Annotated in this window: 23 protein-coding genes; 5 read left to right on the top strand and 18 right to left on the bottom strand. The window is 65.6% G+C overall.

The window, feature by feature from the left end; all coding sequences use genetic code 11:
- Nucleotides 1-34: 34 nt before the first annotated feature.
- From BM193_RS19530 to BM193_RS19460, 15 genes are all read right to left on the bottom strand, one after another.
- Nucleotides 35-1,069 (bottom strand): AAA family ATPase, encoded by a 1,035-nt coding sequence (locus tag BM193_RS19530; protein WP_092799515.1) that lies wholly within the window; start codon nt 1,067-1,069, stop codon nt 35-37.
- Complete coding sequence (locus tag BM193_RS19525; protein WP_254786322.1) at nt 1,066-2,445, bottom strand: phenylacetate--CoA ligase family protein; 1,380 nt, start codon at nt 2,443-2,445, stop codon at nt 1,066-1,068. The genes BM193_RS19530 and BM193_RS19525 overlap by 4 nt, the downstream gene beginning before the upstream one ends.
- Nucleotides 2,430-3,023, bottom strand: coding sequence for a hypothetical protein (locus BM193_RS19520; RefSeq protein WP_175533353.1), 594 nt, complete (start codon nt 3,021-3,023; stop codon nt 2,430-2,432). The genes BM193_RS19525 and BM193_RS19520 overlap by 16 nt, the downstream gene beginning before the upstream one ends.
- An 87-nt stretch (nt 3,024-3,110) precedes the next feature.
- A complete protein-coding gene (locus BM193_RS19515; RefSeq protein WP_092799521.1) occupies nt 3,111-4,892 on the bottom strand; it encodes a vWA domain-containing protein in 1,782 nt (593 codons plus the stop codon).
- Complete coding sequence (locus tag BM193_RS19510) at nt 4,889-5,860, bottom strand: hypothetical protein (RefSeq protein WP_092799523.1); 972 nt, start codon at nt 5,858-5,860, stop codon at nt 4,889-4,891. The genes BM193_RS19515 and BM193_RS19510 overlap by 4 nt, the downstream gene beginning before the upstream one ends.
- Nucleotides 5,861-5,869: 9 nt before the next feature.
- Nucleotides 5,870-6,337 (bottom strand): hypothetical protein, encoded by a 468-nt coding sequence (locus BM193_RS19505; RefSeq protein WP_139176209.1) that lies wholly within the window; start codon nt 6,335-6,337, stop codon nt 5,870-5,872.
- A gap of 2 nt (nt 6,338-6,339) precedes the next feature.
- Nucleotides 6,340-7,920: an AAA family ATPase gene (locus BM193_RS19500; RefSeq protein WP_092799527.1), complete on the bottom strand. Its 1,581-nt coding sequence runs from the start codon at nt 7,918-7,920 to the stop codon at nt 6,340-6,342.
- A 65-nt stretch (nt 7,921-7,985) separates the two neighbouring features.
- Entirely contained in the window at nt 7,986-9,146 is a 1,161-nt protein-coding gene (locus BM193_RS19495; protein ID WP_092799529.1) for an ABC transporter permease, read from the bottom strand.
- Entirely contained in the window at nt 9,143-10,324 is a 1,182-nt protein-coding gene (locus BM193_RS19490; protein ID WP_092799531.1) for an ABC transporter permease, read from the bottom strand. Before BM193_RS19490 ends, BM193_RS19495 begins: the two co-directional genes overlap by 4 nt.
- A 6-nt stretch (nt 10,325-10,330) precedes the next feature.
- Nucleotides 10,331-11,305: an HlyD family secretion protein gene (locus tag BM193_RS19485; protein ID WP_092799533.1), complete on the bottom strand. Its 975-nt coding sequence runs from the start codon at nt 11,303-11,305 to the stop codon at nt 10,331-10,333.
- A gap of 7 nt (nt 11,306-11,312) precedes the next feature.
- Nucleotides 11,313-12,746, bottom strand: a complete 1,434-nt coding sequence (locus BM193_RS19480) for a TolC family protein (protein ID WP_092799535.1) — start codon at nt 12,744-12,746, stop codon at nt 11,313-11,315.
- Between the two features lie 179 nt (nt 12,747-12,925).
- Nucleotides 12,926-14,539, bottom strand: a complete 1,614-nt coding sequence (locus tag BM193_RS19475; protein WP_092799537.1) for a bifunctional aspartate transaminase/aspartate 4-decarboxylase — start codon at nt 14,537-14,539, stop codon at nt 12,926-12,928.
- A gap of 72 nt (nt 14,540-14,611) precedes the next feature.
- The gene (gene aspT, locus BM193_RS19470) at nt 14,612-16,300 is read right to left on the bottom strand and encodes an aspartate-alanine antiporter (protein ID WP_092799539.1); all 1,689 of its coding nucleotides are present in this window, start codon (nt 16,298-16,300) and stop codon (nt 14,612-14,614) included.
- 74 nt (nt 16,301-16,374) lie between these two features.
- Nucleotides 16,375-18,057: an aspartate-alanine antiporter gene (aspT, locus tag BM193_RS19465; protein WP_092799541.1), complete on the bottom strand. Its 1,683-nt coding sequence runs from the start codon at nt 18,055-18,057 to the stop codon at nt 16,375-16,377.
- A 250-nt stretch (nt 18,058-18,307) separates the two neighbouring features.
- On the bottom strand, nt 18,308-19,192 hold the full coding sequence (locus tag BM193_RS19460; protein WP_092799543.1) for a type 2 periplasmic-binding domain-containing protein: 885 nt from the start codon (nt 19,190-19,192) through the stop codon (nt 18,308-18,310).
- Between the two features lie 236 nt (nt 19,193-19,428).
- Here BM193_RS19460 and BM193_RS28820 point away from each other — a divergent pair, with 236 nt between their 5' ends.
- Nucleotides 19,429-19,692: a heavy-metal-associated domain-containing protein gene (locus tag BM193_RS28820; protein WP_175533352.1), complete on the top strand. Its 264-nt coding sequence runs from the start codon at nt 19,429-19,431 to the stop codon at nt 19,690-19,692.
- A gap of 27 nt (nt 19,693-19,719) precedes the next feature.
- On the opposite strand, the gene BM193_RS19450 is transcribed toward BM193_RS28820, so the two are convergent.
- The 3 genes from BM193_RS19450 to BM193_RS19440 form a co-directional block, all read right to left on the bottom strand.
- Complete coding sequence (locus BM193_RS19450; RefSeq protein ID WP_092799547.1) at nt 19,720-20,265, bottom strand: ubiquinone anaerobic biosynthesis accessory factor UbiT; 546 nt, start codon at nt 20,263-20,265, stop codon at nt 19,720-19,722.
- 20 nt (nt 20,266-20,285) lie between these two features.
- On the bottom strand, nt 20,286-21,182 hold the full coding sequence (locus tag BM193_RS19445; protein WP_092799549.1) for a ubiquinone anaerobic biosynthesis protein UbiV: 897 nt from the start codon (nt 21,180-21,182) through the stop codon (nt 20,286-20,288).
- Nucleotides 21,183-21,322: 140 nt separating this feature from the next.
- Nucleotides 21,323-22,357, bottom strand: coding sequence for a ubiquinone anaerobic biosynthesis protein UbiU (locus tag BM193_RS19440; RefSeq protein ID WP_092832480.1), 1,035 nt, complete (start codon nt 22,355-22,357; stop codon nt 21,323-21,325).
- 163 nt (nt 22,358-22,520) lie between these two features.
- Here BM193_RS19440 and BM193_RS19435 point away from each other — a divergent pair, with 163 nt between their 5' ends.
- The 4 genes from BM193_RS19435 (at nt 22,521) to BM193_RS19420 (ending at nt 25,699) form a co-directional block, all read left to right on the top strand.
- Nucleotides 22,521-22,937 (top strand): hypothetical protein, encoded by a 417-nt coding sequence (locus BM193_RS19435; RefSeq protein WP_092799551.1) that lies wholly within the window; start codon nt 22,521-22,523, stop codon nt 22,935-22,937.
- 119 nt (nt 22,938-23,056) lie between these two features.
- Nucleotides 23,057-24,805 (top strand): ribonucleoside triphosphate reductase, encoded by a 1,749-nt coding sequence (locus BM193_RS19430; RefSeq protein WP_092799553.1) that lies wholly within the window; start codon nt 23,057-23,059, stop codon nt 24,803-24,805.
- Complete coding sequence (gene nrdD, locus BM193_RS19425; RefSeq protein WP_092799555.1) at nt 24,802-25,002, top strand: anaerobic ribonucleoside-triphosphate reductase; 201 nt, start codon at nt 24,802-24,804, stop codon at nt 25,000-25,002. Before BM193_RS19430 ends, nrdD begins: the two co-directional genes overlap by 4 nt.
- Nucleotides 24,992-25,699, top strand: a complete 708-nt coding sequence (locus BM193_RS19420) for an anaerobic ribonucleoside-triphosphate reductase activating protein (RefSeq protein ID WP_092799557.1) — start codon at nt 24,992-24,994, stop codon at nt 25,697-25,699. Before nrdD ends, BM193_RS19420 begins: the two co-directional genes overlap by 11 nt.
- The last annotated feature ends 34 nt before the right edge of the window (nt 25,700-25,733 follow it).

The following is a 25,733-nucleotide window of genomic DNA, read 5'->3' as shown; positions in this document are numbered from 1 at the left end:
AGCGGCGCAAGCCGCGTAATCCGAACCACGCTGATCACGCCACCGCCAGCGCCTGCGCCACCTGCCCCACCCTGTCGGCCACAGTACCTGACACATTGACAAAGGCGATGCCCCGCCGCGCCAGTTCGGCCTGGTACCACGCATGCTGGCGCGCGCGGAAACCATCGTCGCGGCGCGTGCCGTCCTGGATGAAGGGGAAGTCGGGCGCGCACAGCACGACCAGGTCGTAGCCGTGGCCGGCCAGTTCCAGCAGTTCCGCTTCGGCCTTGCCGAACATCTCGACACAGTAAAAATACGTGGTCAGCGGCGACGTGTCGCAAAACAGCCAGCGCCGCGCCTGCCCGGCTGCGATGGCTTCGCGGCGCAGCTGTTCCCGGCCGATCTTCAGCAGATCGTCATAGTGCAATACGCCATCCTGACTTTCCCACAGTTCGCGGCCATATTCGGCCACCCAGCCTGTCCCGCAATGCGCCGCCAGCGCTTGCGCCAGGGTCGTCTTGCCGCTCGACTCGCCCCCCAGCACGCACACGCGCTGGACGAAACTGGCGCGCACCTCGGGAGACAGGAAGGCGCTGTGCGCCTGCGGGTCTTGCCGCACGAGGGTGCCGGACACGGGCACGCGGTTTCTCGCCTGGTCCACGCTCACATGCGCCACGGCGCCCGGCGCGTAATGCTGTTGCAGCACCCGCGCAAAGCCGGGACCATAGTCTTCGCTGCTAAACACGGCGTCGACGGGCAGGTCCAGCACCGTCCAGCACAGCCAGCCCATGAAGTGGCGATGGTCGTCGCCCTCGTCGTCATTGTGCGGCAAGGTCCGCGCCGGCACGCCGCGCGCCGCGCACAGCGTGGCCAGGCGCGCATCGTCCAGCACGACGACTTGCGCCTGCGGGAAGCGCGCCCGCAGCCAGCCTTCCCGGCGCGCCGGCTCCAGGCCGGGAAACTCGGGCTTGGTGTAGCTGACCACCAGCAATGCTGCGCACGCATCGGCGGCGCGCTGGATCAAGAGTTCATGGCCCAGGTGCAGCGGGCAGAATTTGCCCACCACCAGGCCCCGCTGATAGCCGCTCATACTGCCGCTTCCCGCACATCCGACGTGTATTGAATGATCTTGTCTTCCGCCAGCAGCACTTCGACCGTGACGGGGCCGAAAAAAGGCGCCAGCAAGGCGCGCGCCTGGTCCGCCTGCGGCATGGCGTTCGGCGCCAGGCGCAGCGCGACGCTACCGTCGCCGTGCTGGTGTACGCCGAACACGGCGATGGCCAGCGGTTTCAGCGCATGCGTGATGTCGATATTATTGATCCACTGGCCCTGCGCCGTCCGATAGCGCAAGGGGCTGCGGCCGGCCAGCCCCACCAGCACGGGACCGTGCGGGCCATGCGCCAGCGACGCGTAGTCGCCCGTGCGGTAGCGCACGAGGGGCAGGCAAAAGTTAAATCCACCCGTCACCGTGATCTCGCCGCGCGTCCCGTCAGGCACGGCCTTGCCTTCGCTGTCGAGGATTTCCACGTACAGCCGGTGCTGCAGCAGCACGTGGCCGCCCGCCCGCTCGTCGTAGACGGCGACCGGTCCCACTTCGTTGAGCGAATAGAGGTCGAGCACGGGGCAGCCGAAAGCCCCTTCCAGGCGCGCGCGCATGCCGGGCAACAGCATCATCGAGACTGACAGCAGCGCGGCCGGCTTGTGCGCCATGCGCAGGGTCAATAGCTCCGCAAACGAGATGGGGTCGCCCGCGATCAGCTCGGGCGCCATGGCGTCCAGGTAGCGCCCCCGGTCGTCCGGATCGCGCCAGTCGTCCACGTGCAGGTTGATCTTCGCCAGGCCCGATTCCCCCATCGTGGGCGTGACGGAGACATAGGTGAAGCAGCGGCGCTGGTGCCCCAGCAGCATCACGCCCACCTGCCCCGCGCCGTGGCGCAGGGTCACGCCGAAGCGCGCCAGCGCGCGCTTGTGGAACGCCAGGTAGCGCCCCGCCACCAGCGGGTGCGAGGCGATCAGCAACGGGTGGCCCGTGGTGCCCGTGGTCTGGAAATTGATCATGCGCGCCAGGTCCGCATCATCGGGCACGAAGGCGGCGATATCGTGCGCCAGCTCGGCGCGGCTGATCGGCGCGACATCCTGCAAGCGCGCGGGGGGCGAGCCGCAGGCGCGGTAATGCGGCACCGTGGCGTAGGTCGTCCTGAGAAAATCCGCCAGCCAGGACGGCGGCGCGGCGGCGCTCCAGCCTATGCTGGCCTCCATCACCTCGCGCTCATAGGCGCGCAAGGCCGCCACTTCTCCAGCCAGCAGTTTGTTGCCGCTGCGGTTGCGGTAACGGGGGGCCGCGGCATGGCTGCGCAGTTTTTCCAGCATGCGCGCGCCCGCCGGCGTCAAGGTGGGACAGTAGTCGCGGTCCGATTCCCAGGCGCCGCCGGGCAGATGGGCATCCGAACTCATTCGCGCGACCATTTGTCGGCCGATTCCTCGGCCGCCTTCTTCGCCAGCGCCTCGCGGATTTCGCGCGCGCGCTGCTCGGCCAGCCGGCTCGCCTCAAGCAGGCGGCGGCGCTCCGTGCCGCTGATGGCGGACAGCCTGTCCGTCGCTTGCGCCACGCTTTCGTCGCGTGGACGGAAACCCAGTCTCGCCAGCACGATGCGCGCCAGTTCTTCGCGCCGCTCGGGGTCTTGCGTGAACTGGTGGGCCGGCGTGGCGGCAGCCAGTTCGCGTGCCGCCTCGCCCAGCAGCTGCAGCAAGTCCTGCTGTGCCAGCCCCTGCGCGGTGAACCACTCGTCGGCCAGCAGCCAGCACACGATCATGGCCAGCGCCAGGCGGTTGCGGTCCGCCTTCACGTGCGCGCCGATAAAGCCCTGCAGGGAGGCGACCGGCGCGCGAGTGCCATGCAACAGCAGAATATCGTTGACGAGCGCCGCCACGGACACGGCCTGCGCGTTGGCGACGCCGGCGATGCGGGGCTCGGCCAGGAATTCGACGGGGGTGTCGGCCAGGCGGTGGGTTAATATTTCGAGGTGGGGACCGATTTGCATCATGATGTCATTCCCTCACCCCAACGGCAAATGCTGGGGTCAGACCCGCCGGGTCTGACCCCGGAATTTTGCTGCGCATATTCATCTTGTTTAACTCTTCACATAATGCCTGCGGCTGAACGCCCGCGCAAAGTCCAGCAGATCCTCGTAGCGCTCGACGGCGTGGATATCCCAGCCCTGCTCGCGGCGCGCGCGTTTCAGGTCGTCATAGGGTGGCCGCAGCCACATGTGGCTGGCCGCGCCTTCCCAGTCGCGCTCCAGGTTCAGCGCCATGGTGCCGCCCGCGCCGCCCTGCGCCAGTGCCTTGGCCGAGATATCCCAGCCGCTATTGCCCTGTTCATCGTTATCGAACATGGTGGTGATGCCATCGTCGGAAATCATCAGGATGTGCGCGGGCCGTTCACGCTTGCCCGCATAGGTCTTGCGCAGGCAGTGGAGGGGAAAACAGGTGCCGCCGCCAAAGAACTCCGTCAGCACGCCGAGGATCAGGTCTTCGTCGCGCACGAAACCGGGTGTCTGCATCACCTCGTTCTTGCCGCTCCACAGCGTCACCTGCACTTTCGCGCCGGCGCGCAGGGCCGACAGGGCGATGACGGCGCCGGCCAGGGTCAGGAACGAGGTGCGCGCCTGCGGGTTCGGCATGGAGCCGGAGCTGTCCACGTACATGTCCAGGTCGACGGGCACGGCGTCGATGGCGCGCGCCGGTTCGCGGCCATAGACCCTGCGCACGGTGGTCACGCCCGGCACGGGACGCGGCGACTGCATCACCGATTGCAGCCAGTCGATGTCTTCCAGCGGGTCGCCGATTTCCCACGCTTCCAGCCCTTCCATCTGCGGCTCCTGCGACTCGGGCGCGGGGCGGCTGGGAAACGCCACCAAGTGCGGCAAGGCCCGCTCGCGGTAGTAGCGGATGGCGATTTCATGATCGCTCAGGTCCACGCCCGAGGCTTTTAATATGTCGCCCAGTTCGAACGGTTCGCGCAGCTGGCCGCCGCCCTGCCTTGCCGGCGCCTCGCCTTGCGGCTCCTCGCCATCGAGGCCCGAGATGCGCTTGTCGTGCACGGGGTGGATGGCGCCGTCCTCCTCGTCATCCTCGATCTGCTGCGCGCCGTACGTCTGGCAGCCGCGCGCCGCCTCGCGCGTGTCCTGCAGGTAGCGGCTGGGGCCCAGGGCGTCCGTATCGTCGACCAGGTAGGGCAGCAGCAAGGTGGCGAAGCGGCCCGCCGCCAGCATCCAGTCGTTCGCATACACGCGTATCAGGCGCGCGCCCAGCCAGGCATCCGTGTCCAGGCGCTCGTCGGCTTCGTTCTCCGCCCCTGCTCCGCCAAGTTCCCCCTTTTCCAGCTGCCACAGGTTTTCATAGATGCGCATGTACAGGGTCCAGACGCCGCCGCTGCCCTTGGCGCGCGCTTCCAGCGTGCGTCCCTGCTGCAGCTTGCGGTAGATGTCGGCCATGCGCAGATTCGCCTGGCGCTGCAGGCGGTCGTTGATGAACAGGTCCGTGTACAGGTTGGCCACCATGGGCGCGTGCTGCTCCAGCGTCGGCAAGGCGCGGCGCATGCGCGCCAGCAGGCGGAACTGGTCACTGGCGCTGCCCGGCGCGAGGATGTGGTGGCCGATTTCATGGGCGAGCACTTCCAGCGCGTAGTCGTCCAGGCCCAGTTCCGTCACCAGCGGCAAATCGACCACCACGCTCTGGTCCAGCAGGCGGATCATGGCGAAGCTGCCGGACAAGCCCTGCTGGCTGGCCTCGACGCGGCTGGCGCACAGGCTGGGGTCGCGCAAGCGCGTAAACTTGCTCCAGACGGCCAGCGCCTCGGGCCAGGCGGCGCGCCAGCTGTCAATCAAGGTGGTATCGGTGCTCGTCTTCATGCGAGCGGCAGCAGGCGGATGGCGTGCGTCCAGGGCGAGGTGATGGCCAGCGTATGCGCATTGGCGGCCATGCCGATGTCGCCGGCCGGCAGGTCGAGCGCGATGTGGCGCGTGCCGACGTGCACGGTGGCGCCATCGAGGCGCACGGATGCGGGAACGTTGGCTGGCGCCTGCTCGAACTCCTGCGCCGTGGCGCCGTGCAGCACGGCGCCGTAGGCGTCGGCCACCAGCAGGTAATGGCGCTCGGCGCTGCGCACGACAAAGCCATCGTCCGTGGCGCGCACCTGCGGCGGCGTGCCGAAGTCGCCGCCCAGGCCCGTGAAGCCGCCAAATTCGCGGCCATCGGCATTGCCGCGCCACGGATTTGCCTGTAATTGCGCATGCACCTGCGGCCACTGCGCCCCCGGTTCGCCGAAGGCGGCCAGCGCCAGCGCTGGCGGCAAGGTGTCGGCGGCGGCGATGGCGCCCAGGCGGAAATGCGCCACGCCGGCGCGCCACGCCAGCACCTGGCCCACGGCGCGCAGCTGCGCCAGCGTCGTGACCTGCGGCGCCAGGGCGGCCAGCTCGCGCTGCCATTGCGCGGGGCGCGCGCCGGCCACGCCGTTTAAATGGATGGCGGCGTTGCTGAGCATGCCCAGCACGTCGACAGGCGCCGCCGCCAGCAGCGGCGCAAAGGCCGGCGCCAGCTCGCGCCAGACGGAATTCAACAGGGGATTTTTTGCCGCCGGTCCCGCCAGGCCATGGCCGACGAGTTCCAGCGCCATGTCGTAGGCGGCCAGGGTGACGCCGCCCGCGCGCTCGGGCGCGGCGGCGGCGACTGCGCCCACCAGCGGATCGACGCCGTCATGCAAAAAGGCGCCGAAGGCGGCCATGTCGAGCGCGGGAAAGCGCCGGCGCGCTTCCGCTGCGCGGCCGTTGAACTGGGCGCGGCCGCTGGCGAGTATCGCCGCGAAGGCAGGAGAAATCATCGTCGCACCTCAGTCGCTATGCGAAAAATGCAGCAGATAGCGCTCGCCATCGCACTCGAACGCGATCTCGTCCCAGTGGATCGCATACCAGAAACCGGTGGGCGGCGTCATCGTCACGGCGTAAAAGGAAAACCTGCCCAGCGCCGCATCGAGCGATTCGAGGAAAGCGGCCACCAGCTGGGCGCGGAAGCGTCCCGCAGGCGCCGCCTGCATGTGCCGCGACGAGAAAAACCAGCGCTGGCACACCTGCTCCAGCTGCGCGCGCCCGCATGGCGCCAGCCTGATCTGCCACAAGGCCGCCGGCAAGTCGCGGGCGGGGGCGATGACATTCAACGCATGATCTTCCACGCGCATGCCCAGCGCCGTTGCCATATCGGGAGCGTCGGGCAGGCGTGATAACTCGTAGCTGGCACACAGGTCGCTCGCCTCGCCATTCAGCATGGCCAGCGCTTCCAGGAAGCCTTGACAGTGCGGCACGCTCATTGCGAACGCAGCCAGCTGCGGTAATTGGTATAGCGCTGGTGCAGATACTTCAATTTCAGCAGGTCGTCGTACAGGGGGCCATACAGTTTTCTCCCCTTGGTGCGTTCGCCGATCAGCTTTTCGATGCGGTTCAGGCGCGCCAGGGTCTCGCGCTCGCTCACGCCATCGAGGCCCAGGTCGAACTCGGCCGACAGCAGGCCCACGGGATCGTCGCGGTCCAGGTCCAGGCGGTTGAATTCATCGTTCGACAGGTCGAACAAACGGCGCAGCCAGCCCAGCCTGTCGCTGCGGTAGGCGGCGTTTTCCGGCAGCGCGAAGAATGGCGCGTCCGGGTCCGGCTGCAGCTTGTTATGCAGGACGAACGGCAGCACCTGGCGCAAGTCTTCCAGCGCCACCTCGCCATTGCCGCGGAAATACGCCATGGCCTTGGCGTAGATCAAGAGCGCCATCAGGGTGCGCACGGAGATGCCGTTCAGGGTCTGGCAGCCGAGATCCTTCAGGCGGTCGCGCCCATTGTCGGCCGCCTGCGCGGCGCCCCGGTCGGCGCCGGCCAGGCGGGCCGTATCCTTGGTCATGTATTCGAACTGCCCCCCCGCCGTCTCGAACAGCTCGAACTGGCTGGCGAAAAACTCCAGGCGGCGCCGCACGGCGTCGGGCACCACGACCTGGCGGATGGCGACGCCGATCTGGTCCACCTCGCCTTCGGTGAAGATGATATCGGGCGGCACCAGCTCCTCGGGACGCACGTTTTCCTCCACGCGCAGCAGCAGCTCATTCAAGAAGCGGGGATTGAAGGCCAGCGCCTGCACCGTCACGTCGACCCGGTCGCGCAGCGCCTCGATCACCTGGTAAGTGCCGCCGCCCTGGTCGTCGTTGGCCGTCAGATACCAGGCCGCTTCCGGGCACTCGTAAATGTGGTTCAGCACTTCCGCGTAATTGTCGCCCATGACGGTGAGCAGCGCGCTTTGCGTGCGCGTGGGGATGCGGTTGTATTCATCGACGATCTTCACGCGCATGCCCAGCCACGCGCGCCAGGCGATGCGGATATCGTCCATGCTTTGCGCGTTGACCAGGTCCGCCGGCAGCGGATTGCCCAGCAAGTCGGCCACCGTCATCTGCGGATGGCCATGCTGCATGGCGCGTTTCACTTCTTTCACCGTCGAACCGGCCAGCACGCCCATCAGCAGGGCGCTGGCCGTCTTGCCCCGCCCCGGCCCGCCGACGAACAGGCATTTGCGGCGCGTGGCGAACGTCAGCAGGGGCAGCAAAATGAAGCTGGAATAGCTTTGCGCCGACGGCAAATTCAATGTACGGCGGCTGTCGCCCACGGCATACGTCTGCGACGGGCCGTCGTTGTACTCGATGTCGTAATGGGGGCTGATGATGGCGTGGTTGACGATCCAGAAATACGCCTGGCGCAGCTTTTCATCGAAAGGCCTAGCTTGCGCCTCGCCTTCCGCGCCCAGCGCAATGGGGCCCTGGTACAAATCCGCCACGTCGAACTGCCGCGCGGCGGGCGCGGCCTTGGGCTTGGTGGGGGCTTGGGACAGGCGCTGGAACAAATTGAATGCAGACATGGATCGTTTACTTTAGATGGGGTCAGACCCGGCGGGTCTGACCCCGGGCATGAAATTATTGCATATCAAGAGCCTTCGGCCTTGTTCAAATCAACAACGGTTTCCTCCATCCTGCGCCAGCGCCACCAGCCCAGCGCCACGCAGGCGATCAGCAACGCCAGCAAGCCGGCCACCTCATGGCGGATCTCATACAGCGAGGCACCCATCTGGTTGAGCGCGACAAAGCCCTGGATGCCGGCCGTCGATGGCAGCAGCCAGCGCAGCCATTGCAGCACGACGGGCATGGACGACACGGGCCAGGTGAGGCCCGCCAGGAACAGCACGGGCATCGAGGTGGCGATCATCAGCTGCGTGCCCCGTTCGCGCGTGCGGAACAGCATGCCCAGCAGCATGCCGAACGCCGCTTCGGCCAGCGAAAACAGCACCAGCAGCAAGAGCATGCCGCCGAAGTTGCCGCCGCGCGGGTAATCCTGGAACCAGAAGACGAAGCCGAAGAAATAGCAGCAATTCAGGAAGGCCACGGAAGCGAACGCCAGCAGCATGCCCAGGTAGCCACCGGCCGTGCGCTTGCCCGCGAGAGGGAAACTTTTGCGCTGGTACCAGGTGCCGAACAGCATGGTCATGCCGATCAGCAAGGTCTGCTGCACGATCAATGTCGCCACGCCCGGCACGACGTAGGCGCCATAGCCTTCCTTGACGTTGAACAGGGGCACGGCGTCGAAGGCGATGGGCGAGCGCTGCTCGTTGGCCTGCACCGTCGAAGGCGTGCCCGCGCCCAAGCGCTTGAGCTCGATGCCGGCCGACACCGTGCCCACCACTTCGGCCAGGCCGTTCAGGGCCACCTTGTTGAGCATCAGATACAAGCCATTGCCCGCCACCTGCGCATGGGCGGCGCGCCCGGCCAGCACGTCCGTCTGCAAGCCGTCGGGAATGATCAGCACGCCCATGACCTGGTCGCGCCACAATAAATCCTGCGCGACGGGCAAGTCCGGCGTGACGGCGATCACCTGCAGCGACGGGTGGGCCATGGCAAAGCGCGTCATCTGGCGCGACATGGCGCTGCGGTCCTGGTCGACGATGGCCACGGGCACGCGCTGGACGATTTCCGTCGAATACGGCAAGGGATAGAAAAAGGAATAGATGATGCCGCCGATGAACAGCAAGGTCAGCGCGCCCTTGTCCGTCAGCATGGCGCGCCACGTGGCGCGGAAGGCGGCCCAGCTCATGTGCGCCCCCAGGCGGCGGGGGCGTTGGCGCGGCGCGCCAGCAGGAATACGCCCGCGGCGCCGCAGCCGATGGCGATACCGGCCAGTATCAGCATTTCCTGCACGCCATAGCGCCACGGCGCGCCGGCCAGCCAGTACTTGGTTTGCAGCTGCAGGTAATGCGTGAGCGGCAGGGCTTCGGCCCAGGCCCGCGCCAGCGGCGGCATCGACAACAGCGGAAAAGCCTGGCCCGCGAACGCGAACGCCGGTGCCGTAATAAATGCCGCGCCGGACAGGGCCAGCCGCATGGATAGCGTCGCGGCGATCAGCAAGGTGCCCAGGCCGCAGTAGGCCAGCACCAGCAGCAGCATGCTCAGCATCAGCGCCGGCAAGCTGCCCGCCACGGCCCAGCCACGCGCCAGGCTGAAGAACAGCAGATACAGCAGTGCCAGCGCGCAATAGGCGATGAAGGGAAACAGCAGCTTGGCGCCCACGGCGCGCAGCCAGCTGCCCTGGGCCGAGGCCAGCCATTGCGGCACGGTGCCGTCGCGCAATTCGCGCCCGATGCCCGTGACGATGGCGACAACGATGAAAATCTGCAACATGGACGGCATCAGGGCCAGCGTGAGGAACGCTTCATAGCTGATGTTTTCGTTATATAAACTGTTCAGGGTGGTGCGTATCGGTTCGAACTGGGCCGCCGCCTGCAGGGGCGCCATGCCCTTCTTGACGCGCGCCGTCATCTCGATGCCGGCCGACAAGGTCGTGCTGACCGTGCGCACGTCGCGCAGCAAGGCGCCCGCGTGCGAGGAAAACTGCGCGTTGTACAGCCATTGCACGGTGGCTTGCCGGCCGCCCAGCAATTTCTTTTCAAAGTCGCCCGGTATCACCAGGTAGCCGAAGGCCGTGCGTTCGCGCAAGCGATGCAAGGCATCGTCGCTGGACGCCACTTTCGCCGTCACCCGGACGCCGGGCGAGGCGTCGAGCCAGCGCGTGAGCTGGCGCGACAGGGTGGAGTTGTCGTTATCGATGACGACGATGGGCAAGTCGCGCGCGATTCCGGCGGAAAACACCAGCCATAATATGCCGCACAGGAGCACGGGTATCCAGCTGAGCATGCCTGCATCCCAGAAGTCGCCGCGCAGGTGCCGCCACTCGCGTGCCAGCGCCGTCTCCTGGCTTTTATCCGCTTCGCTCATCGGCGATCAGAGCGGCGGAAACACGACCGACATGCCCGGACGCAAGCCATCGACCTTGATGGCCGGACGCAAGCGGATTTCAAACGTGCGCAAGTCCGTGCCGCCCGGACGCGCCGCGCGCCACGTGGCGAAATCGGGCAAGACGGCGACGGAACTGACCTTGAAGCTCACTTGCTGTTTCAATGCGGGCACGTTCGCCGTATGCGTGCTGCCCATGCTAAAGGCGCCCATTTCATCTTCGCGCACTTGCAGCACGGCCCAGGCGTCGTCGAGGTTCACCAGGGTAATCACGGGGAAGCCTTGCGGCGCCAGTTCGCCCGGCTGGATCTGGATCTTGCTGACCTGGCCCGCCACCGGCGCGCCGATCTTGGTTTCGGCCAGGGCGATTTCCGCTTCGGTCAGCACGGCGCCCACCTGGCGCGCCTGGGCGGCGGCGGCCGTCTTGTCTTCCGGACGGGCGCCCTTCTGTGCCATGTCATATTGCGCGCGGGCCGCCTGCGCCAGTTGCTCGGCGGCGCGCCACTGCGCTTGCGCCTCGTCGCGTTTCTGCTGGGCGATCACGCCTTGCTCGTACATATTGTTGACGCGGGTATAGGTGGTCCTGGCGATGTTCGCCCCCGTTTGCGCCCGTTCCCAGTTGGCTTTGGCGGCGGCGACTTCCTCGGGACGCGCGCCCGCTTCCGCCTTCTTCGCCACGGCGTCGGCCGCCTGCGTGGCGGCCGTGGCCTGGGCGATCTTTGCCTGCACTTCCGGACTCGTCAGCTGGAACAGCAGCTGGCCCTTCGCCACGTTCTGGCCCAGCTTGACGTACAGCTCGCCCACCCTGCCCGGCACTTTCGACGAGACGTTGACTTCCTGCGCATCCATCTGCCCCTGCAATGGCAGGCGCTGCGGCTGGAAAGCCTGGTACAAGCCCCAGCCGACGAAGGCCAGGACGATGATGGCGGCGCCGATCACCAATGGTTTTTTGGATGTGCTCATAGTATTCTCATGGAGTCGTGTCGAGTGGTAACTGGATATCGGCCGCGGCGGCCAGGCTGCCCAGGCGCTGCGTCTCGCCCGTCGCCTCCAGCAATTGCGCCAGTCCCATCACATAGTTATATGCCGTCTGCGCGCGCTGGGTCTCGACCTTGGCCAGGTTCAGGCGCGCGTCGACCACTTCCAGCGACGTCACCTGCCCTTGCTGGAAGGCCACCGTTTGCAAACGGATATTTTCGCGCGCCAGCTCCACCGACGAAGCCGTGGACAGATACTGGATGCGCGCATTTTCCAGCGCACGCCAGTTCTTTTCGATCAGGGTGGGAATGTCGCGCTCGGCCTGGCGCGCCACCACTTCCACCCGCTCCTGATCCAGCTTGGCGGCGGCGATCATCTTGCCTGTGTTGATGCGGTGCACGAGCGGCACGGCCACGACCAGGCCGATGGCCCAGTTCGAGCGCACGAGCTTTTCGCTGCCGCGGTTCAAGTTGTAGTTACCCACGGCAAATACCGTGGGCGTGTATTCCTTGCCGTGCAGCTTCAACGCCTGCTCGGCCTGCACGCGCTTGCTATCGATCTTTTTCCAGTTCGCATTTTCGCGCATGCCCGTGCTGATGAACGATTGCAAGGTGCCCACCGGCAAGCTGTTGACGAACAGCGGCGTGCTGGGACGCACCTGCGTCGTCGTGGCCAACAGGCGGTCGAGGGCCACTTGCGCGATTTCCTCGTCGCTGCGCGCCTGCGCCTCGTCGCTGCGGGCGCCGTCCAGCGCCACGTCGGCGCGCAGGCGCTCGGCGCGCGAAATCAGGCCGCCCTTCTCCAGCTTGGCCGCGTCGCGCTGGTGCTCGGTCACGCCGGCCGTCACTTCGGCGCGCACGGCCACCACCCTTTTCGCCAGCAGCAGCTGGAAGTAGCGCTGCGCCACCATGGTGGCCAATTGCTCTTCCGCTTCCACCCGGTCCGCTTGCGCGGCCAGGGTCAGGCTCGACGCGAGGCCCTTGACGGCGTCCAGGCGTCCGCCCGTGTAGATGGGCCACATGCCCAGCAAGCCGAACGAGGTCAGGTCCGTGACCACTTCGCGGCTCAGGGAATTGGGAATCTGTGGCTTGGGCAAGCCGGGAATCGACGGCAGCACCGATTCGATGCCGCCCACCACGCCGGACAGGCCGCTCGTATCGATGTTCAAGTCCGTCGACAAGCGGCCGCGAAACGCCGTCAAGTCCACCGAGGGACCATCGATATTCGACAGCGCTTCGGCCTTTAATGTTTTCGCGCGCACGTCGAGCGCCGCGCCCTGCACGGCGCCAGAAGCCGAGGCGGCTTGCTGCAGCGCTTCGCTGAAACTCAGCGGCGCGCCGGCAGGCGCCTGCGCCAGGGCCGGTAGCGCCGGCAGTACGGCGGCCAGCGCGCCAGCCAATAATAAATGTCCTTGCAATCTGCCCATGTAGCGTCCAGTCAATGAATGAGGGGAAAGCACGGGATTGCCATGTTTATACTTTCACAATAGCAATTATATGCAAGGAAGTCCATTCCAGCCTGCACTGGAGGATTGTGTGGTGTCCACGCAAAAATGGGCGCCGCTTGCGGGGCGCCCATGGCGGTCAGGCCATCAATCACCGGCGCTTACTTTTTCGACTTCTTCTCGCCCTTGCCGCCCTTTTCCTTTTCAAACACGGCAAAGAATTCGGACGCCATGCCACGGATGGCGCGGCCGATGTTCGCGTAGTCGTATTCGTTCAGGTTGGCCAGCGAGACGCGGCCCGACGGGTGCGTGGTGCCGAAGCCGCGGCCCGGCAGCAGGATCACGCCCGTTTCCTCGGCCAGGCGGAACAGCGCCTCGTTCGGTTTCAGCTTTTTCAGCAGCCACTGCGAAAATTCCTCGCCATGCATTTGCGCGGCCAGCGATTCCATGTCCAGCAAATGGTAGTAGCGCACGGAATTGGCGTCGTGCACCATCGGCAAGCCCAGCTCGCGGTACAGCGCCTGCTTGCGGCGCAGCACGATATGCTTCATCGCCTTCTTGTACTTTTGCTCTTCGTCCATCAGCGAGAACAGCGAGAACAGGGTCATCTGCGCCTGCACGGGCGTGGACAGGCCGGCCGTGTGGTTCAGCGCCACGGTGCGGCTGTCGGCCACCAGGCGGTCGATGAATTTCAGCTTGCGCGGCTCGGTGGTGATGGAATGGTAGCGCGCGTCGAGCTGTTTCTTGACGGTTTCCGGCAGCTGGGCGATTTTTTCGTCCAGGATATTGTTTTCGTGCGTGGCCACCACGCCCATGCGCCAGCCCGTCGCGCCGAAATATTTCGAGAACGAATACACGAGGATGGTGTTGTACGGGCAGATGGCGAACAGGGAAACGAAATTGTCGGCGAAGGTGCCGTACACGTCATCGGTCAGGATGATCAGGTCCGGGCGCTGCTTGATGATGCCGGCGATGTATTCCAGCGTCTCGTCATCGATCTTGACGGAGGGCGGATTGCTCGGGTTGACGAGGAAGAAGGCCTTCACTTTCGGATCGAGCAGCTTGTCCAGCTCTTTCTTCGTGAACTGCCAGTTGTTCGACTGCGGCGCGTCGATGTGCACGGTGTTCAGCTGGTAGTCGTTCAGCTGCGGAATCTCGATGTAGGGCGTGAAGATCGGCATGCCCAGCGCGATGGTATCGCCTTCCTGGATGATGTGGTTCGATTTCAGGCTGGCGAACAGATACGTCATGGCGGCAGTGCCGCCCTCGACCGCGTACATGTCGAAGTTGCCGACGAACGGGTGTTCGCCGATCATTTCGCGGTGGATATACTGGCCGACGATTTTCTCGGACAGGCGCAGCATGCGGTCCGGCACGGGATAGTTGCACGCCAGGATGGCTTCGCACATCTCGTAGATGAAGTCGCCCGCGCTCAGGCCCAGCTGGTCGCGCACGTACGACACGGCCGCCTCGATGAAATGCACGCCCGGCGTGCCCTCATGCTGGCGCACGAAGATTTCAAAGCGCGACTCGATGCCGTCGCGCGTGGGGAAGCCGCCCACGCCTTCCATGTATACATAGGAACGTTCCGCTTCCGTCATGGCGAACTGGCCGAACTGGAAGAAGCCGTGGCGCGGCGTGGTCGCCAGGAAATTCGGATTGCCGCGGCCCGCGTTCAGCATCAGCCGGTTGCTTTGCTTGGCCGTCTGGATCAGCGCATCCTTGAGTTCGAATGGGCTCAACAGGGCGAGTTTGTCTGGGTTACTGAAATCCATTTCTGCTACTCCTTATCAACGACATAGAGGAAGCCCCGTGCGGGCGGCTCGGGTAGTGCAAACACTCGCTGACTAGACGAAGGCCACGACGAGCGGCCCCAGCAAGGTCAGGAAGACATTGGCCAATGCATAGGTGATGGCAAATGGCACGGTGGGAATCGAGTTCTGCGCCGCGTTCAGCACTTCGCCGAAGGCGGGATTGGCGCTGCGCGAGCCGGACAAGGCGCCGGCAAACACGGCGACGTTGTCATAGCGCAATACATAACGGCCGATCAGCATGGTCAGGATCATGGGCAGGATGGTCACGACGACGCCCACGCCGAACAGGGTTAGGCCATGCTGGCGCACGGTTTCCACCGCTTGCAGGCCGGACGTGAGGCCGACGACGGCAACGAAGCCGGCCAGGCCCAGGTCCTTGAGGATCTGCACGGCGCCGCTGGGCATGTAGCCGAAGGTCTGGCGCTTGGCGCGGAACCAGCCGAATACCAGGCCCGACAGCAGCACGCCGCCGCCGCTGCCCAGGGTCAGCGGAATCGAGCCGATGCGCGCCACCAGCAAGCCCACCAGCAGGCCGACGACGAGACCGGCGCCCATGTAGACGAAGTCCGTCTTGGCGCTCGGCACGATCATGTAGCCCACTTCGGCCGCCACGCGCTTGACGTCCTGCTCGGCGCCATAGATGGTCACCACGTCGCCCGTCTGCACCACGGTTTCCGATTGCATGGGCAAGACCTTGCCCATGCGGCTCAGCTGCACGACAAAGATGCCGTGACGCACGCCCGGCGCCGTCGCGTTGCGGATCTCGCCCACCGTCTTGTTGTGATAGATCTTGTTGGTCAGCACCATGTCGCGGCGCTGCATCACCAGTTCCATGCCTTCGACGGCATGCAATTCCTTGCCCAGCTGGGAAGACACGGTCACCATCGCTTCGCGGCGGCCCACCAGCAGCACGATGTCGTCGGCCGCCAGCACCAGGTCCTGGCTGACGTCGATGACCTGGCCGTTGCGCTTCACGCGCTCGATGGTGATGGCCGTGTTCGGATGGGCGCTTTCGATGTCCGCCACCGAACGGCCGGCGCCCGGGCCCACCTCATGGATGCGGCCGATGAGGTCAGGCGCGGCGGGCGTCTGGCCAGGTCCCAGCACCTGCACGCCCGCCTGCAGCGCCGTTTCCGCCTTGATCGCATCTTCGCGTATCGTGCGGCCCATGAGCTTGGGCAAGATGTTGACGCAGACGATGATGGCGCCGAACGAGCCGAACACATAGGTCACGGCATAGCCGACGGCCACGTTGCCTTGCAGGCGCGCCACCTCGTCCGCCGCCAGTCCCAGCTTGGCGATCGCGTCGCCCGCCGTGCCGATGATGGCCGACTGCGTCAAGCCGCCCGCCGCCACGCCGGCCGCCAGGCCCTTGTCCAGGTCGAAAATCTTGGCCATGATGACCACCGTCAACAGCGCCGTCACGGCCAGCACCACGGCCAGGATGATTTCGCGCACCGACTGGCGGCCCAGGGAATTGAAGAACTGCGGTCCGCTTTCATAGCCGACCGCGTAGATGAACAGTGCGAACAGCACCGATTTGACGCCGGGATCGATGGCGACGCCCACCTGGCTGACGAGCACCGCCACCAGGAGTGAACCGGCGACCCCGCCCAGCTGGAACGAGCCGAACTTGATCTTGCCGATGTAATAGCCCACTGCCAGGGAGAGAAACAAGGCAATTTCAGGCGACTTCTTGAATAACTCGTGCAACCATTCCATGCTGACCGCCTTTCGTTTTGAAGGAATTCTTGACTGCCACTGCAACTGCGGGTGCCCGCCCTGCCAGCCCCCTTTCAGGCGTGCACGGAACCGGCCAGGGCCACGATGAGCGGCCCCAGCAGGGGCAGCACGACGTTCGAGATGGCATACGTGATCGTGTAACCCAGCAAGGGCGTGGAATTGCCGGCCGCGTTCTGCACGGCGGACAGGGCAGGCGTGCTGCACTGCTGACCGGCGATGGCGCCCAGCAGCACGGGCGCTTCCAGCTTCAGGAAAAAGTGCCCCACGCACAGCGAGATCGAGGCGGGAATGGCGGCGATCAGTACGCCCATCAGCGGCAGCGACAGGCCGTACTGGCGGATCAGGTCGATCGCCTGCGGCCCCGACGCCAGGCCCACGCAGGCGATGAAGGTGGCCAGGCCGATATCTTTCATCATGTCCAGCGCGCTCGGGTGGATGCCCGGCATGCCAGGTTTTCTCGCCTGGTACCAGCCGAACACCAGGCCCGTCAGCAAGGCGCCGCCGCCCGTGCCCAGCGAAAAGGGAATGCCGCCCAGCTTGGCGGAAAAGCCGCCGATATACACGCCCAGCACGATGCCGATGCTGGCGTAGACAATATTGCTGCGGTCGCCCGTGGGCACGCGCTTGCCGATGCCGGCCAGCACCGTATTCAGTTCGCGCCCTTCCGTCGTGCCGTACAGGCGCAGCACGTCGTCGCGCTGCAGGGCCAGATCGGGCAGCGGCGGCATGCTGTGTTCGCCACGGATGACGGCCGCCACGTGCACGCCGGCGGGCAGAGCCAGCTGGCGCAAGGGCTGGCCCACGAGCGAGGCTTGCTGCAGCACCACTTCGACGGCGGCCACGGCCATGTTCAGTCCCGTCGTGTCGGCAAATTCATCGCCGAGGATGGACTCGGCCGCCACCAGCGCGGGACGGTGGCCGATCACCAGCACCTCGTCGTTGGCGCGCAGGCGCAGCGCCGGCTCCAAAGCCAGCACCTTGCCATGGCGGCGCACGCGCGTGATGCTGGCGCGGCCCGCGAAAATATGCTGCAAGGAATCGAGACGGCGGCCCGCGCCACGGCTGATGCGGTAGGCGCGCCCCACCATTTCCGGCGTCGCCTGCAAGTCGTCGGCACCCGCCTGTGCGCCGCCCATCTGCGCCCACAGCTTGTCCGCTTCCTCGCGCAGGTTGACGCGCAGCAGCAGCGGGAAGATCTGGCTGGTGATGATGACGATGGTGATCAGGCCGAAGATGTAGGTGATGGAATAGGCCGTGACGACGTTGGCCTGCAGCTCGGCGATGCGCGCCACCGGCAGGGCCAGCTTGGAAATGGCGTCCGTGGCCGTGCCGACGACGGCCGACTCCGTGGCCGCGCCCGCCATCATGCCGGCCGCCGTGCCCTGGTCCAGCCCCATGATGCGCGTGGCCAGCAGCACCAGCGCCAGCACGACCACCACTTCGATCAGGCAAAGTATGCCCAGGCGCAAGCCCTTGGCGTTCAGGTTGGCAAAGAACTGCGGGCCGCCCGCGTAGCCGAGGGCAAAGATGAACAGCATGAAGAAGACGTTCTTCACGCTGGCGTCGAGGCTGATGCCCACTTGCCCGATCAGCAGCGCGGCGATCAGGGTGCCGCACACGCCGCCCAGCTGGATGGGACCGAAGCGGATCTGCCCCACCGCGTAACCCAGCGCCAGCGCCAGAAACAAGGCCAGTTCCGGAACCTGATGCAATACCGACGCGACCGAATCGAGCATGGGCAGACCTTCGAAAAGAGACGGATGGTTACACGTTCGTAGGCTGGCAGAGGCTGGCTTTTGAACGGGCGCATGGGGTCCCGCGCAGTACCTGGCATAGAGGTTCGTGCAGGGAAAAAGTTGTAACGTGGAATCATGGTCGGCGAAAATTTTATAAGTGTCAACAGGTGTTCTGTTGAACTCGCCTTGCGTTTCATCAAACATATGGCGCACGATTGAAGCACCTGTTTGACATCGCTCAACAATACTATTAGTAATGTTTTGGACCGTACCAAAGTGCCTTGCGGGCTAACGGTGTCTGCTCGGGCAAGTCGGGATTCGCCAGGTCCAGCACATGGCGCCGGGACAGCGTCAGTTGCTGCGCAAGCCGGCCGAAATGGTGCCGGAACAGTTGCCCGAAACTGCCATCGGCGAGCATTTTTTCCAGCCCCGTTTCAATGTGGCGGGCCAGCTCCGGCCGGTGCTGGCCAACAAAAAAGTACAGGGCCGCCGGATAGCGGATCAGCAGGTGGGTATCGAGCGCCAGCGGCAGCCGCGCATGGCTGGCCAGCTCGCTTTGCGCCTCGATCACGGAGCGGGGAAAGTAATCGATGCGGCCGGCCGCCAGTTGCTGGAACAGGCCTTCGTACGTGCTGGACGTATCGATGCGCAAGCCATTCGATTGCAGGATGGCGGCATCGGGCCAGTCCGCCATCTGGCCCGCCGACAGGCGCCCCAGGTCGGCAGGCAGGCGCATGCCGCGCAGCAGCTGCGGCTGGCGCGCATGGATCAGCGCCACGCGCCAGCCGATCAATCCCCGGTCGATGGGCAGGCGCACCGGCAGCAGCTGCGCTTCGCTGGCGCGGCTGGTGGCGGCCCAGACGACATCCACGCTGCCCGTGCCTGTCGCGATTTCCTGCATGGCGCGCGCCTGCACCATGGGCAGCGCGGAACGGCGCAAGGCATACGCCTGGCCCGAGCGCGCCAACGCCGATTGCAGCAAGGCCGTGACATACGCTTGCTGCGGATCGGCATGCGCCTGGTGGCGCGGATACAGCAGTGGCCGCACTTGCGGCTGCGCCGTTGGCATCGGTGCGGCAAGGGCGGCCTCCAGCGGCCACGCACAGGCCAGCTTGAGCAGGGAGCGGCGCTGCATGGGCCTTCCTTTCCAGCGTTCTTGTCAGAAAAACAGTATCGCGCAGCAAGCCACGCTTGTCGACAGGAAGTTGGAAACTGTGTACAAAACAACAGCAATTCAGGATGGCAACGCGTCGTACTGAATTAATCCAGATCAACAAAAGCACAAATACAAAAATATTTGTGCGTGCTGCTCTGGACGGCTTGCGCGCCCTCGCCTACGCTGTTTTTTTATTTGAAAAACAAGAGGTACGCATGCAAACAGCACGCTTGAATATCATCGGCATGGATCACGAAGGCTGCGCCGACCGGCTGACGGGGGTACTCGAAGCGGTCAACGGCGTGGAAACCGTCTGCGTTTCACTGGCCCGCCATGGCGCCACGGTGCAGTTCGATGAACGCCTGGCGACGCAGGAGCGCCTGCTGGCCGCCGTCAACGATGCCGGCTTCATGGGCGAGGCGACGGACGAGGCACAGCTGTCACCGTGCAGCGGCGCCTGCGGCCACTGCCGTCACTGAAGTCCCCCGCGTCACCTCCCCTCGCCACTACCCGCCGCGCGCGCCCCGGTCGCGCAAATGCGCCAGCACGCGGCGCGGGCCTAGGGCATGCAGGTCGAACAGCGGCAGTTCGATGGCGTCGAGCGTGTTCTTGAACAGCAGGCCCAGTTCCGTGTCGCCTTCCAGGCGCAAGCGGCGGCTGAAGAACAGCGTGTCCGGGTCTTCCTGGCGCCGTGCCAGCAGCATCAGGTCATGCACGCTGGCGGCGATGCACAGCTCGGGCACGTCCTCGTAGCGCTCGGCCACGAACACCGTCCCCTGCCACTCGAAATCGAAGGCGATGCCCGCATCGAGCAAGCGCAGACGCAGGCTGCGCCCTTCCAGGCTGCGCCGCACATCGTCGGGCAACTGCGGCGCCAGCAGGCGGTTCAAGCCCTGCACGAACAGCCAGGAGGCGGGATATGGCGGCAGCTTGGAGAGCAGGTCGGCCAGCGGTTCGGGCAGCCGGTACGATGGTCCCCCCTTGCACAGGCCGGGCGTGGCGGCAGCGGGCGCCGGAACGGGGACGGGCAGTCTTTCCAGTTGGTCTTGCATGGTCTTTCCTTTCACTGCGTTCAATGGGCGGTGCGCTGTTCCATGCCGGGCTGGCCATACCAGTAGCCATCGCAGGCGCCGGCCGGCTGGCAGGCGGCCAGCTGGGCCTGGGCGCCGATGCCGCTGACCTGGCCACGGCGGGCGCGGTCAAAGATGGCGATGACTTTTTCCGTGTTCATCGCCTGCGGGCTGATGCGCGCCACAGCCACGCCCATGTCGCGCATGGCGTCGAGTTCGCGCACCAGGTTGTAGACCAGCGCCGACTGCGTCTGCGTGCCGTTCAATACCAGGAACGGCACCTCATCGCGCGTGCGCAGCAGCAGGCCATCCGGCTCTTCCAGGCAGCTGTAGCCGCAATCGTCCTTCGGCAGGTTGCGGTTGCGCGCCGTGAAGCAGCGCGCGGAGAACGCCAGCGGCATGCGGCCATAGGCGAACACTTCCGTCTCCAGCCCGTCCGGCTTCTGGCGCTGCATCTCGGCCAGCGCCGTCTGCCCCATTTCCAGCGGCATCACCCAGCGCCGCGCCCCCAGGCGTGCCAGCAATTGCAGGCTGGGGGCATTGAACAGGTTCAGATGGGGACCGGCGACGAAGGGCGCGCCCTGCTCCATGCAGTGCACGGCGCCCATGTCGTTCGCCTCGACCGCATAGCGGCCATTGGCCGTGATGCGGCGCAAGGTCGCCAGTTCCGCGCCCGCCTCGATCAGCGCCTGGGTCGACAGCACCACTTCCTTGCCGCTGGTGGCCAGCATGTCGGCGATATCGAGCCAGTCGGCCAGGCGCAGCTCATGCCGGCGCGAGCACACGGTTTCACCCAGATACACGATATCGACGGGCGTGGCGGCCATCTGCTGGTAAAACTCGAAGACGGTGGCGCGCGGCCAGTAGTACAGCAAGGGGCCCAAAGATAGTTTTAACATGCCTTTTCCAGTATTTTTTAAGTGACAAAACCGTAGCGAGCGGCGCGCGGCGGGGCCGAGAAGCGCAGCCGTGCATCAGCACGGGGCCGCCGAGGTGGTGAGCATCGCAGGCCGCGCCCCGGGACGCGCAGCAGGTTTTGCTATTTCCAGGAGCGATGGTAGGCGCCTAATGTGTGCTGCTGGCCCTCGGCCAGCTTGTCCATGGCCGCCATCCAGCCCGGCTTGACGGCGTAGCGCGCATTGCCTTCGCGGCAGGCGTCGATCGCTTCGCGCCACACGCGCGTCACCTGCGCCACGTAGGCGGGACTGCGCTGGCGCCCTTCGATCTTCACGGCGCGCACGCCCATGGCGATCAGCTGCGGCAGCAGCGCCAGGGTATTCAGGCTGGCCGGTTCCTCGATGGCGTAATACTCCTCGTCGTTGACTTCGAAGCGCCCCTTGCACAGGGTGGGATAGCTGGCGTTTTCGCCCGGCGCATAGCGGTCGATCAGCACGCCATTCAGGCGCGACTCCAGCCCGTTCGGCGTTTCCAGCCAGCGCACGGACTTGGCCGGCGAACACACGCCGTGCGTGTTCGGCGCCTCGCCCGTCGCATACGACGACAGCGCGCAGCGACCCTCGACCATCACGCACAGGCTGCCGAAACCGAAGACCTCGATCTCGACGTCCGTCTTGGCGATCAGCTGCTCCACCTGCGCCATCGACAGCACGCGCGGCAGCACGGCGCGGGCGATGCCGAAGTGTTCACGGTAAAAATTGATCGCCTCGTAGTTGGTGGCCGAACCCTGCACGGACAGGTGCAGGCGCAGCTGCGGGTGATGCTCGCTGGCATACGCCATCAGGCCCGGATCGGCGACGATCATGGCATCGATGCCGGCTTCGGCGGCGCGGTCGATGGCGCTGCGCCACACGGCCCAGTTGTGCGGCTGCGGATAGGTGTTCAGCGCCAGCAGCACCTTGCGTCCGTACTGGTGGGCGTAGCGCACGCCCTCGGCGATGGCCTTCTCGTCGAAATTGAGGCCGGCGAAATTGCGCGCATTGGTGGCATCGCGAAAGCCCAGGTAGACGGTGTCGGCGCCATGGTCGACGGCCGCTTTCAGGGCGGGCAGGCTGCCGGCGGGACAGACCAGTTCCAGCGGCCCGGCCACGCGGGTGGCGGTGGGTGATTCAAGCATCATGATATTCACATTCCTGTGTCGGCTCAGGGTGCAGACTATAGCCCCGCGCAGGGCGCGCAGTCCTTGACGCAGGTGAAGGAATGCATGCATGGCGGGCGCGCGTTCGACTTGCTTGACCACGCTGTAGAATGCTGCACCTGTTAGCCGCTCCCCGACCGCCATGCCCCGCAAACCACTGCTCATTTTCCTGCTGACCCTATTCCTCACCGTGCTCCAGATCCAGTGGGCGTCGCCCGCCGACGGCTACGATGCCGAGTCCCTGTCCATCCTCTCGCCCGAAGCGCTGGGCGCCTGGCCCGGGGTGCTGCTGCTGTTCCTGCAAGCCGTCTTCGCGCGCCGCCAGGTGCCCGTGCTGCGCCAGGCCAGCCTTTGCACGGGCATGCTGGCCGTGTACTGGCTGCTGGCCAATTACATCACCTTCGACGCGCGCGTGGCCAGCTGGAGCACCTACTCGGCGCTGGAAATCTGGATGCACGTGCTGCCCGCCTCCGTCGTCAGCATCACCCTGTGCGGGGCCGCCTGGTTTGGCGCCACGTGGCTGATCCTGCGCCAGGCAGGCGCGAAAAAAAGCCGCTGACGGGCTTTTTTTCACCTGCATCAAGGATTCGTCAGGCAAGCGCAAGCGCCGTTTGACGCCACTACATTTAGTCATTAACCTGCATGAAAACACCGTATGTTGTGTTTATTGGAGGTTTCATGACGACGAACGCAGTTCCCACCCCGCGCGGCCAGGTCGATGTCGCCGCATCCATCAATGAATACCTGGAGCGGCGCGACTGGCGTGTCAACGCCAACGCCAACCAGGGTTATTCGCTGGGCGGCCTGATACTCAATGTGTCGGGCAAGGTCATCGCCAACTACTGGCTGGAGCAGGTGTATCCGCCCGACGTGGGCGCGGCGCACCGCGAAGCGGCCCTGCACATCCACGACCTCGACATGCTGGCCGGCTACTGCGCCGGCTGGTCGCTGCGCACCCTGCTGCACGAAGGCTTGAATGGCGTGCCGGGCAAGATCGAGTCCGGGCCGCCAAAGCACATGTCGAGCGCCATCGGCCAGATCGTCAACTTCCTCGGCACCCTGCAAAACGAGTGGGCCGGCGCGCAGGCGTTCAGCTCCTTCGACACCTACATGGCGCCCTACATCCGCCAGGACAGCCTGCGCTACGAAGACGTGCGCCAGTACATGCAGGAGCTGATCTTCAACCTCAACGTGCCGTCGCGCTGGGGCACGCAGACGCCGTTCACCAACCTCACCTTCGACTGGGTCTGCCCGGACGACCTGCGCGAGCAGGTGCCCGTCATCGCGGGCCAGGAAATGGGCTTCCGCTATGGCGACCTGCAGGTGGAAATGGACATGATCAACCGCGCCTACATCGAGATCATGATGGCGGGCGACGCCAAGGGCCGCGTGTTCACCTTCCCCATCCCCACCTACAACATCACCGAGGATTTCGACTGGCACAGCGAAAATGCGCAGCGCCTGTTCGAGATGACGGCCCGCTACGGCCTGCCCTACTTCCAGAACTTCATCAATTCGGAACTCAAGCCGAACATGATCCGCTCCATGTGCTGCCGATTGCAGCTGGACTTGCGCGAACTGCTCAAGCGGGGCAATGGCCTGTTCGGTTCCGCCGAGCAGACGGGCTCCCTGGGCGTGGTGACGATCAACTGCGCGCGCCTTGGCCACCTGTGGCGCGGCGACGAGCCAGCCTTGCTGGCGGACCTGGACCGCCTGCTGGAACTGGGCAAGACCAGCCTGGAAATCAAGCGCGCCACCATCGAGGAGCTGATGCAGCAAGGCCTGTTCCCGTACACGAAGCGCTACCTGGGCACCCTGCGCAACCACTTTTCCACCCTGGGCGTGAACGGCATCAACGAGATGATCCGCAATTTCAGCGGCGACGCCTGGGACATCACGAGTCCGGAAGGCCATGCGCTGGCCGTGCGCCTGCTCGACCACGTGCGCGCCCGCATGCTGGAGTTCCAGGAAGAGACGGGCCATATGTACAACCTGGAAGCGACGCCGGCCGAAGGCACGACGTACCGCTTCGCGCGCGAAGACCGCAAGCGCCATCCCGCCATCCTGCAAGCCGGCACGCCGGACAACCCGTATTACACGAACTCGTCGCAGCTGCCCGTGGGGCATACGGACGATCCGTTCGAGGCCCTGGAGTTGCAGGACACCCTGCAGCGCAAGTACACGGGCGGCACCGTGCTGCATCTGTACATGACGGAAGCGCTGTCGGACGCGAATGCCTGCCGCGAGCTGGTGAAGCGCGCCCTGAGCCGCTTCTCGCTGCCCTACGTCACTGTCACGCCCACCTTTTCCATCTGCCCGCGCCACGGCTACCTGGCCGGCAAACACGAATTCTGCCCCACCTGCGACGCGGAGCTGATCGCCCGCAAGCAGGCCCACATTGTTCCATCACTTGAGGAAACGCCATGAACGCACGTCCCGACTTCACTCCCGCCATCACCCTGCCCGACAGCGAACGCCAGCGCTGCGAAATCTGGACGCGCGTGATGGGCTACCACCGCCCCGTCGCCTCGTTCAACATCGGCAAGCAGGGCGAATTCCACGAGCGCCGGTATTTTACCCAGGCCAGCGCCAAGCTTGGCCTGCCCGCCTGCCATGGCGGCTGACCTGAAAGTGGGCGGCCTGACGCCCTTTTCCGCCAGCGACTATCCAGGCAAGCTGGCGGCCGTGGTCTTCGTGCAGGGCTGTCCCTGGCGTTGCGGCTATTGCCACAACCCGCATCTGCAGCCGCGCACGCGCGAAGGCGTGCTGCCATGGCGCGACGTGCTGACCTGGCTGCGCCGCCGCGTGGGCCTGGTCGACGCCGTCGTCTTCAGCGGCGGCGAGGCGTGCATGGATCCGGCCCTGGAGCGCGCCATGCTGGACGCCAGGGCGCTGGGTTTCGCCATCGGCCTGCATACGGCCTGCATCTATCCGCAGCGGCTGCAGCAGGTGCTGCCCCTGGTCGACTGGGTCGGCTTCGACATCAAGGCGCCGTTTGCCGACTATCGACATGTGACCCGCGTGGCCGCCAGCGGCGAGCCGGCGCGCGCCTGCCTGGAAGCCATCATCGCCAGCGGCGTGGCCCATGAATGCCGCACCACCGTGCACCCGGACCTGCTGACGGACGAGCAGCTGCTGGCCCTGGCCGCCACCCTCGCGGAACAAGGCGTGAACGACTATGTGCTGCAGCAGTTCCGCGCCGAAGGCTGCGCGGACGCGGCGCTGGCCGGCCGGCCCCTGCACGGCTATCCGGCGGCGGGGACGCTGGCGCGCATCGGCGCCATGTTTCCCCGTTTTACATTCCGTAACCATGGCAACTGAGCCTGCCGCCAGATAATTGTGAAAAGCCCCGCAA

The organism is Janthinobacterium sp. 344, assembly GCF_900112025.1.
Taxonomy (GTDB): domain Bacteria; phylum Pseudomonadota; class Gammaproteobacteria; order Burkholderiales; family Burkholderiaceae_D; genus Janthinobacterium.
The sequence above is the reverse complement of the archived record's forward strand: the minus strand, read 5'-3'. Positions and strand labels throughout refer to the sequence as shown.

Excerpts from the sequence above, each read along its gene's own strand:
- BM193_RS28820 (WP_175533352.1), top strand. The coding sequence starts at position 19,429 with ATGCAAACAGCACGCTTGAATATCATCGGCATGGATCACGAAGGCTGC.
- BM193_RS19520 (WP_175533353.1), bottom strand. The coding sequence starts at position 3,023 with ATGATGCAAATCGGTCCCCACCTCGAAATATTAACCCACCGCCTGGCC.
- BM193_RS19525 (WP_254786322.1), bottom strand. The coding sequence starts at position 2,445 with ATGGTCGCGCGAATGAGTTCGGATGCCCATCTGCCCGGCGGCGCCTGG.
- BM193_RS19450 (WP_092799547.1), bottom strand. The coding sequence starts at position 20,265 with ATGCAAGACCAACTGGAAAGACTGCCCGTCCCCGTTCCGGCGCCCGCT.
- BM193_RS19475 (WP_092799537.1), bottom strand. The coding sequence starts at position 14,539 with ATGGATTTCAGTAACCCAGACAAACTCGCCCTGTTGAGCCCATTCGAA.
- BM193_RS19490 (WP_092799531.1), bottom strand. The coding sequence starts at position 10,324 with ATGAGCGAAGCGGATAAAAGCCAGGAGACGGCGCTGGCACGCGAGTGG.
- BM193_RS19440 (WP_092832480.1), bottom strand. The coding sequence starts at position 22,357 with ATGCTTGAATCACCCACCGCCACCCGCGTGGCCGGGCCGCTGGAACTG.
- BM193_RS19515 (WP_092799521.1), bottom strand. The coding sequence starts at position 4,892 with ATGAAGACGAGCACCGATACCACCTTGATTGACAGCTGGCGCGCCGCC.
- aspT (WP_092799541.1), bottom strand. The coding sequence starts at position 18,057 with ATGCTCGATTCGGTCGCGTCGGTATTGCATCAGGTTCCGGAACTGGCC.
- BM193_RS19445 (WP_092799549.1), bottom strand. The coding sequence starts at position 21,182 with ATGTTAAAACTATCTTTGGGCCCCTTGCTGTACTACTGGCCGCGCGCC.
- BM193_RS19430 (WP_092799553.1), top strand. The coding sequence starts at position 23,057 with ATGACGACGAACGCAGTTCCCACCCCGCGCGGCCAGGTCGATGTCGCC.
- BM193_RS19530 (WP_092799515.1), bottom strand. The coding sequence starts at position 1,069 with ATGAGCGGCTATCAGCGGGGCCTGGTGGTGGGCAAATTCTGCCCGCTG.
- BM193_RS19460 (WP_092799543.1), bottom strand. The coding sequence starts at position 19,192 with ATGCAGCGCCGCTCCCTGCTCAAGCTGGCCTGTGCGTGGCCGCTGGAG.
- aspT (WP_092799539.1), bottom strand. The coding sequence starts at position 16,300 with ATGGAATGGTTGCACGAGTTATTCAAGAAGTCGCCTGAAATTGCCTTG.
- BM193_RS19500 (WP_092799527.1), bottom strand. The coding sequence starts at position 7,920 with ATGTCTGCATTCAATTTGTTCCAGCGCCTGTCCCAAGCCCCCACCAAG.
- BM193_RS19510 (WP_092799523.1), bottom strand. The coding sequence starts at position 5,860 with ATGATTTCTCCTGCCTTCGCGGCGATACTCGCCAGCGGCCGCGCCCAG.
- BM193_RS19420 (WP_092799557.1), top strand. The coding sequence starts at position 24,992 with ATGGCGGCTGACCTGAAAGTGGGCGGCCTGACGCCCTTTTCCGCCAGC.
- BM193_RS19495 (WP_092799529.1), bottom strand. The coding sequence starts at position 9,146 with ATGAGCTGGGCCGCCTTCCGCGCCACGTGGCGCGCCATGCTGACGGAC.
- BM193_RS19485 (WP_092799533.1), bottom strand. The coding sequence starts at position 11,305 with ATGAGCACATCCAAAAAACCATTGGTGATCGGCGCCGCCATCATCGTC.
- nrdD (WP_092799555.1), top strand. The coding sequence starts at position 24,802 with ATGAACGCACGTCCCGACTTCACTCCCGCCATCACCCTGCCCGACAGC.
- BM193_RS19435 (WP_092799551.1), top strand. The coding sequence starts at position 22,521 with ATGCCCCGCAAACCACTGCTCATTTTCCTGCTGACCCTATTCCTCACC.
- BM193_RS19480 (WP_092799535.1), bottom strand. The coding sequence starts at position 12,746 with ATGGGCAGATTGCAAGGACATTTATTATTGGCTGGCGCGCTGGCCGCC.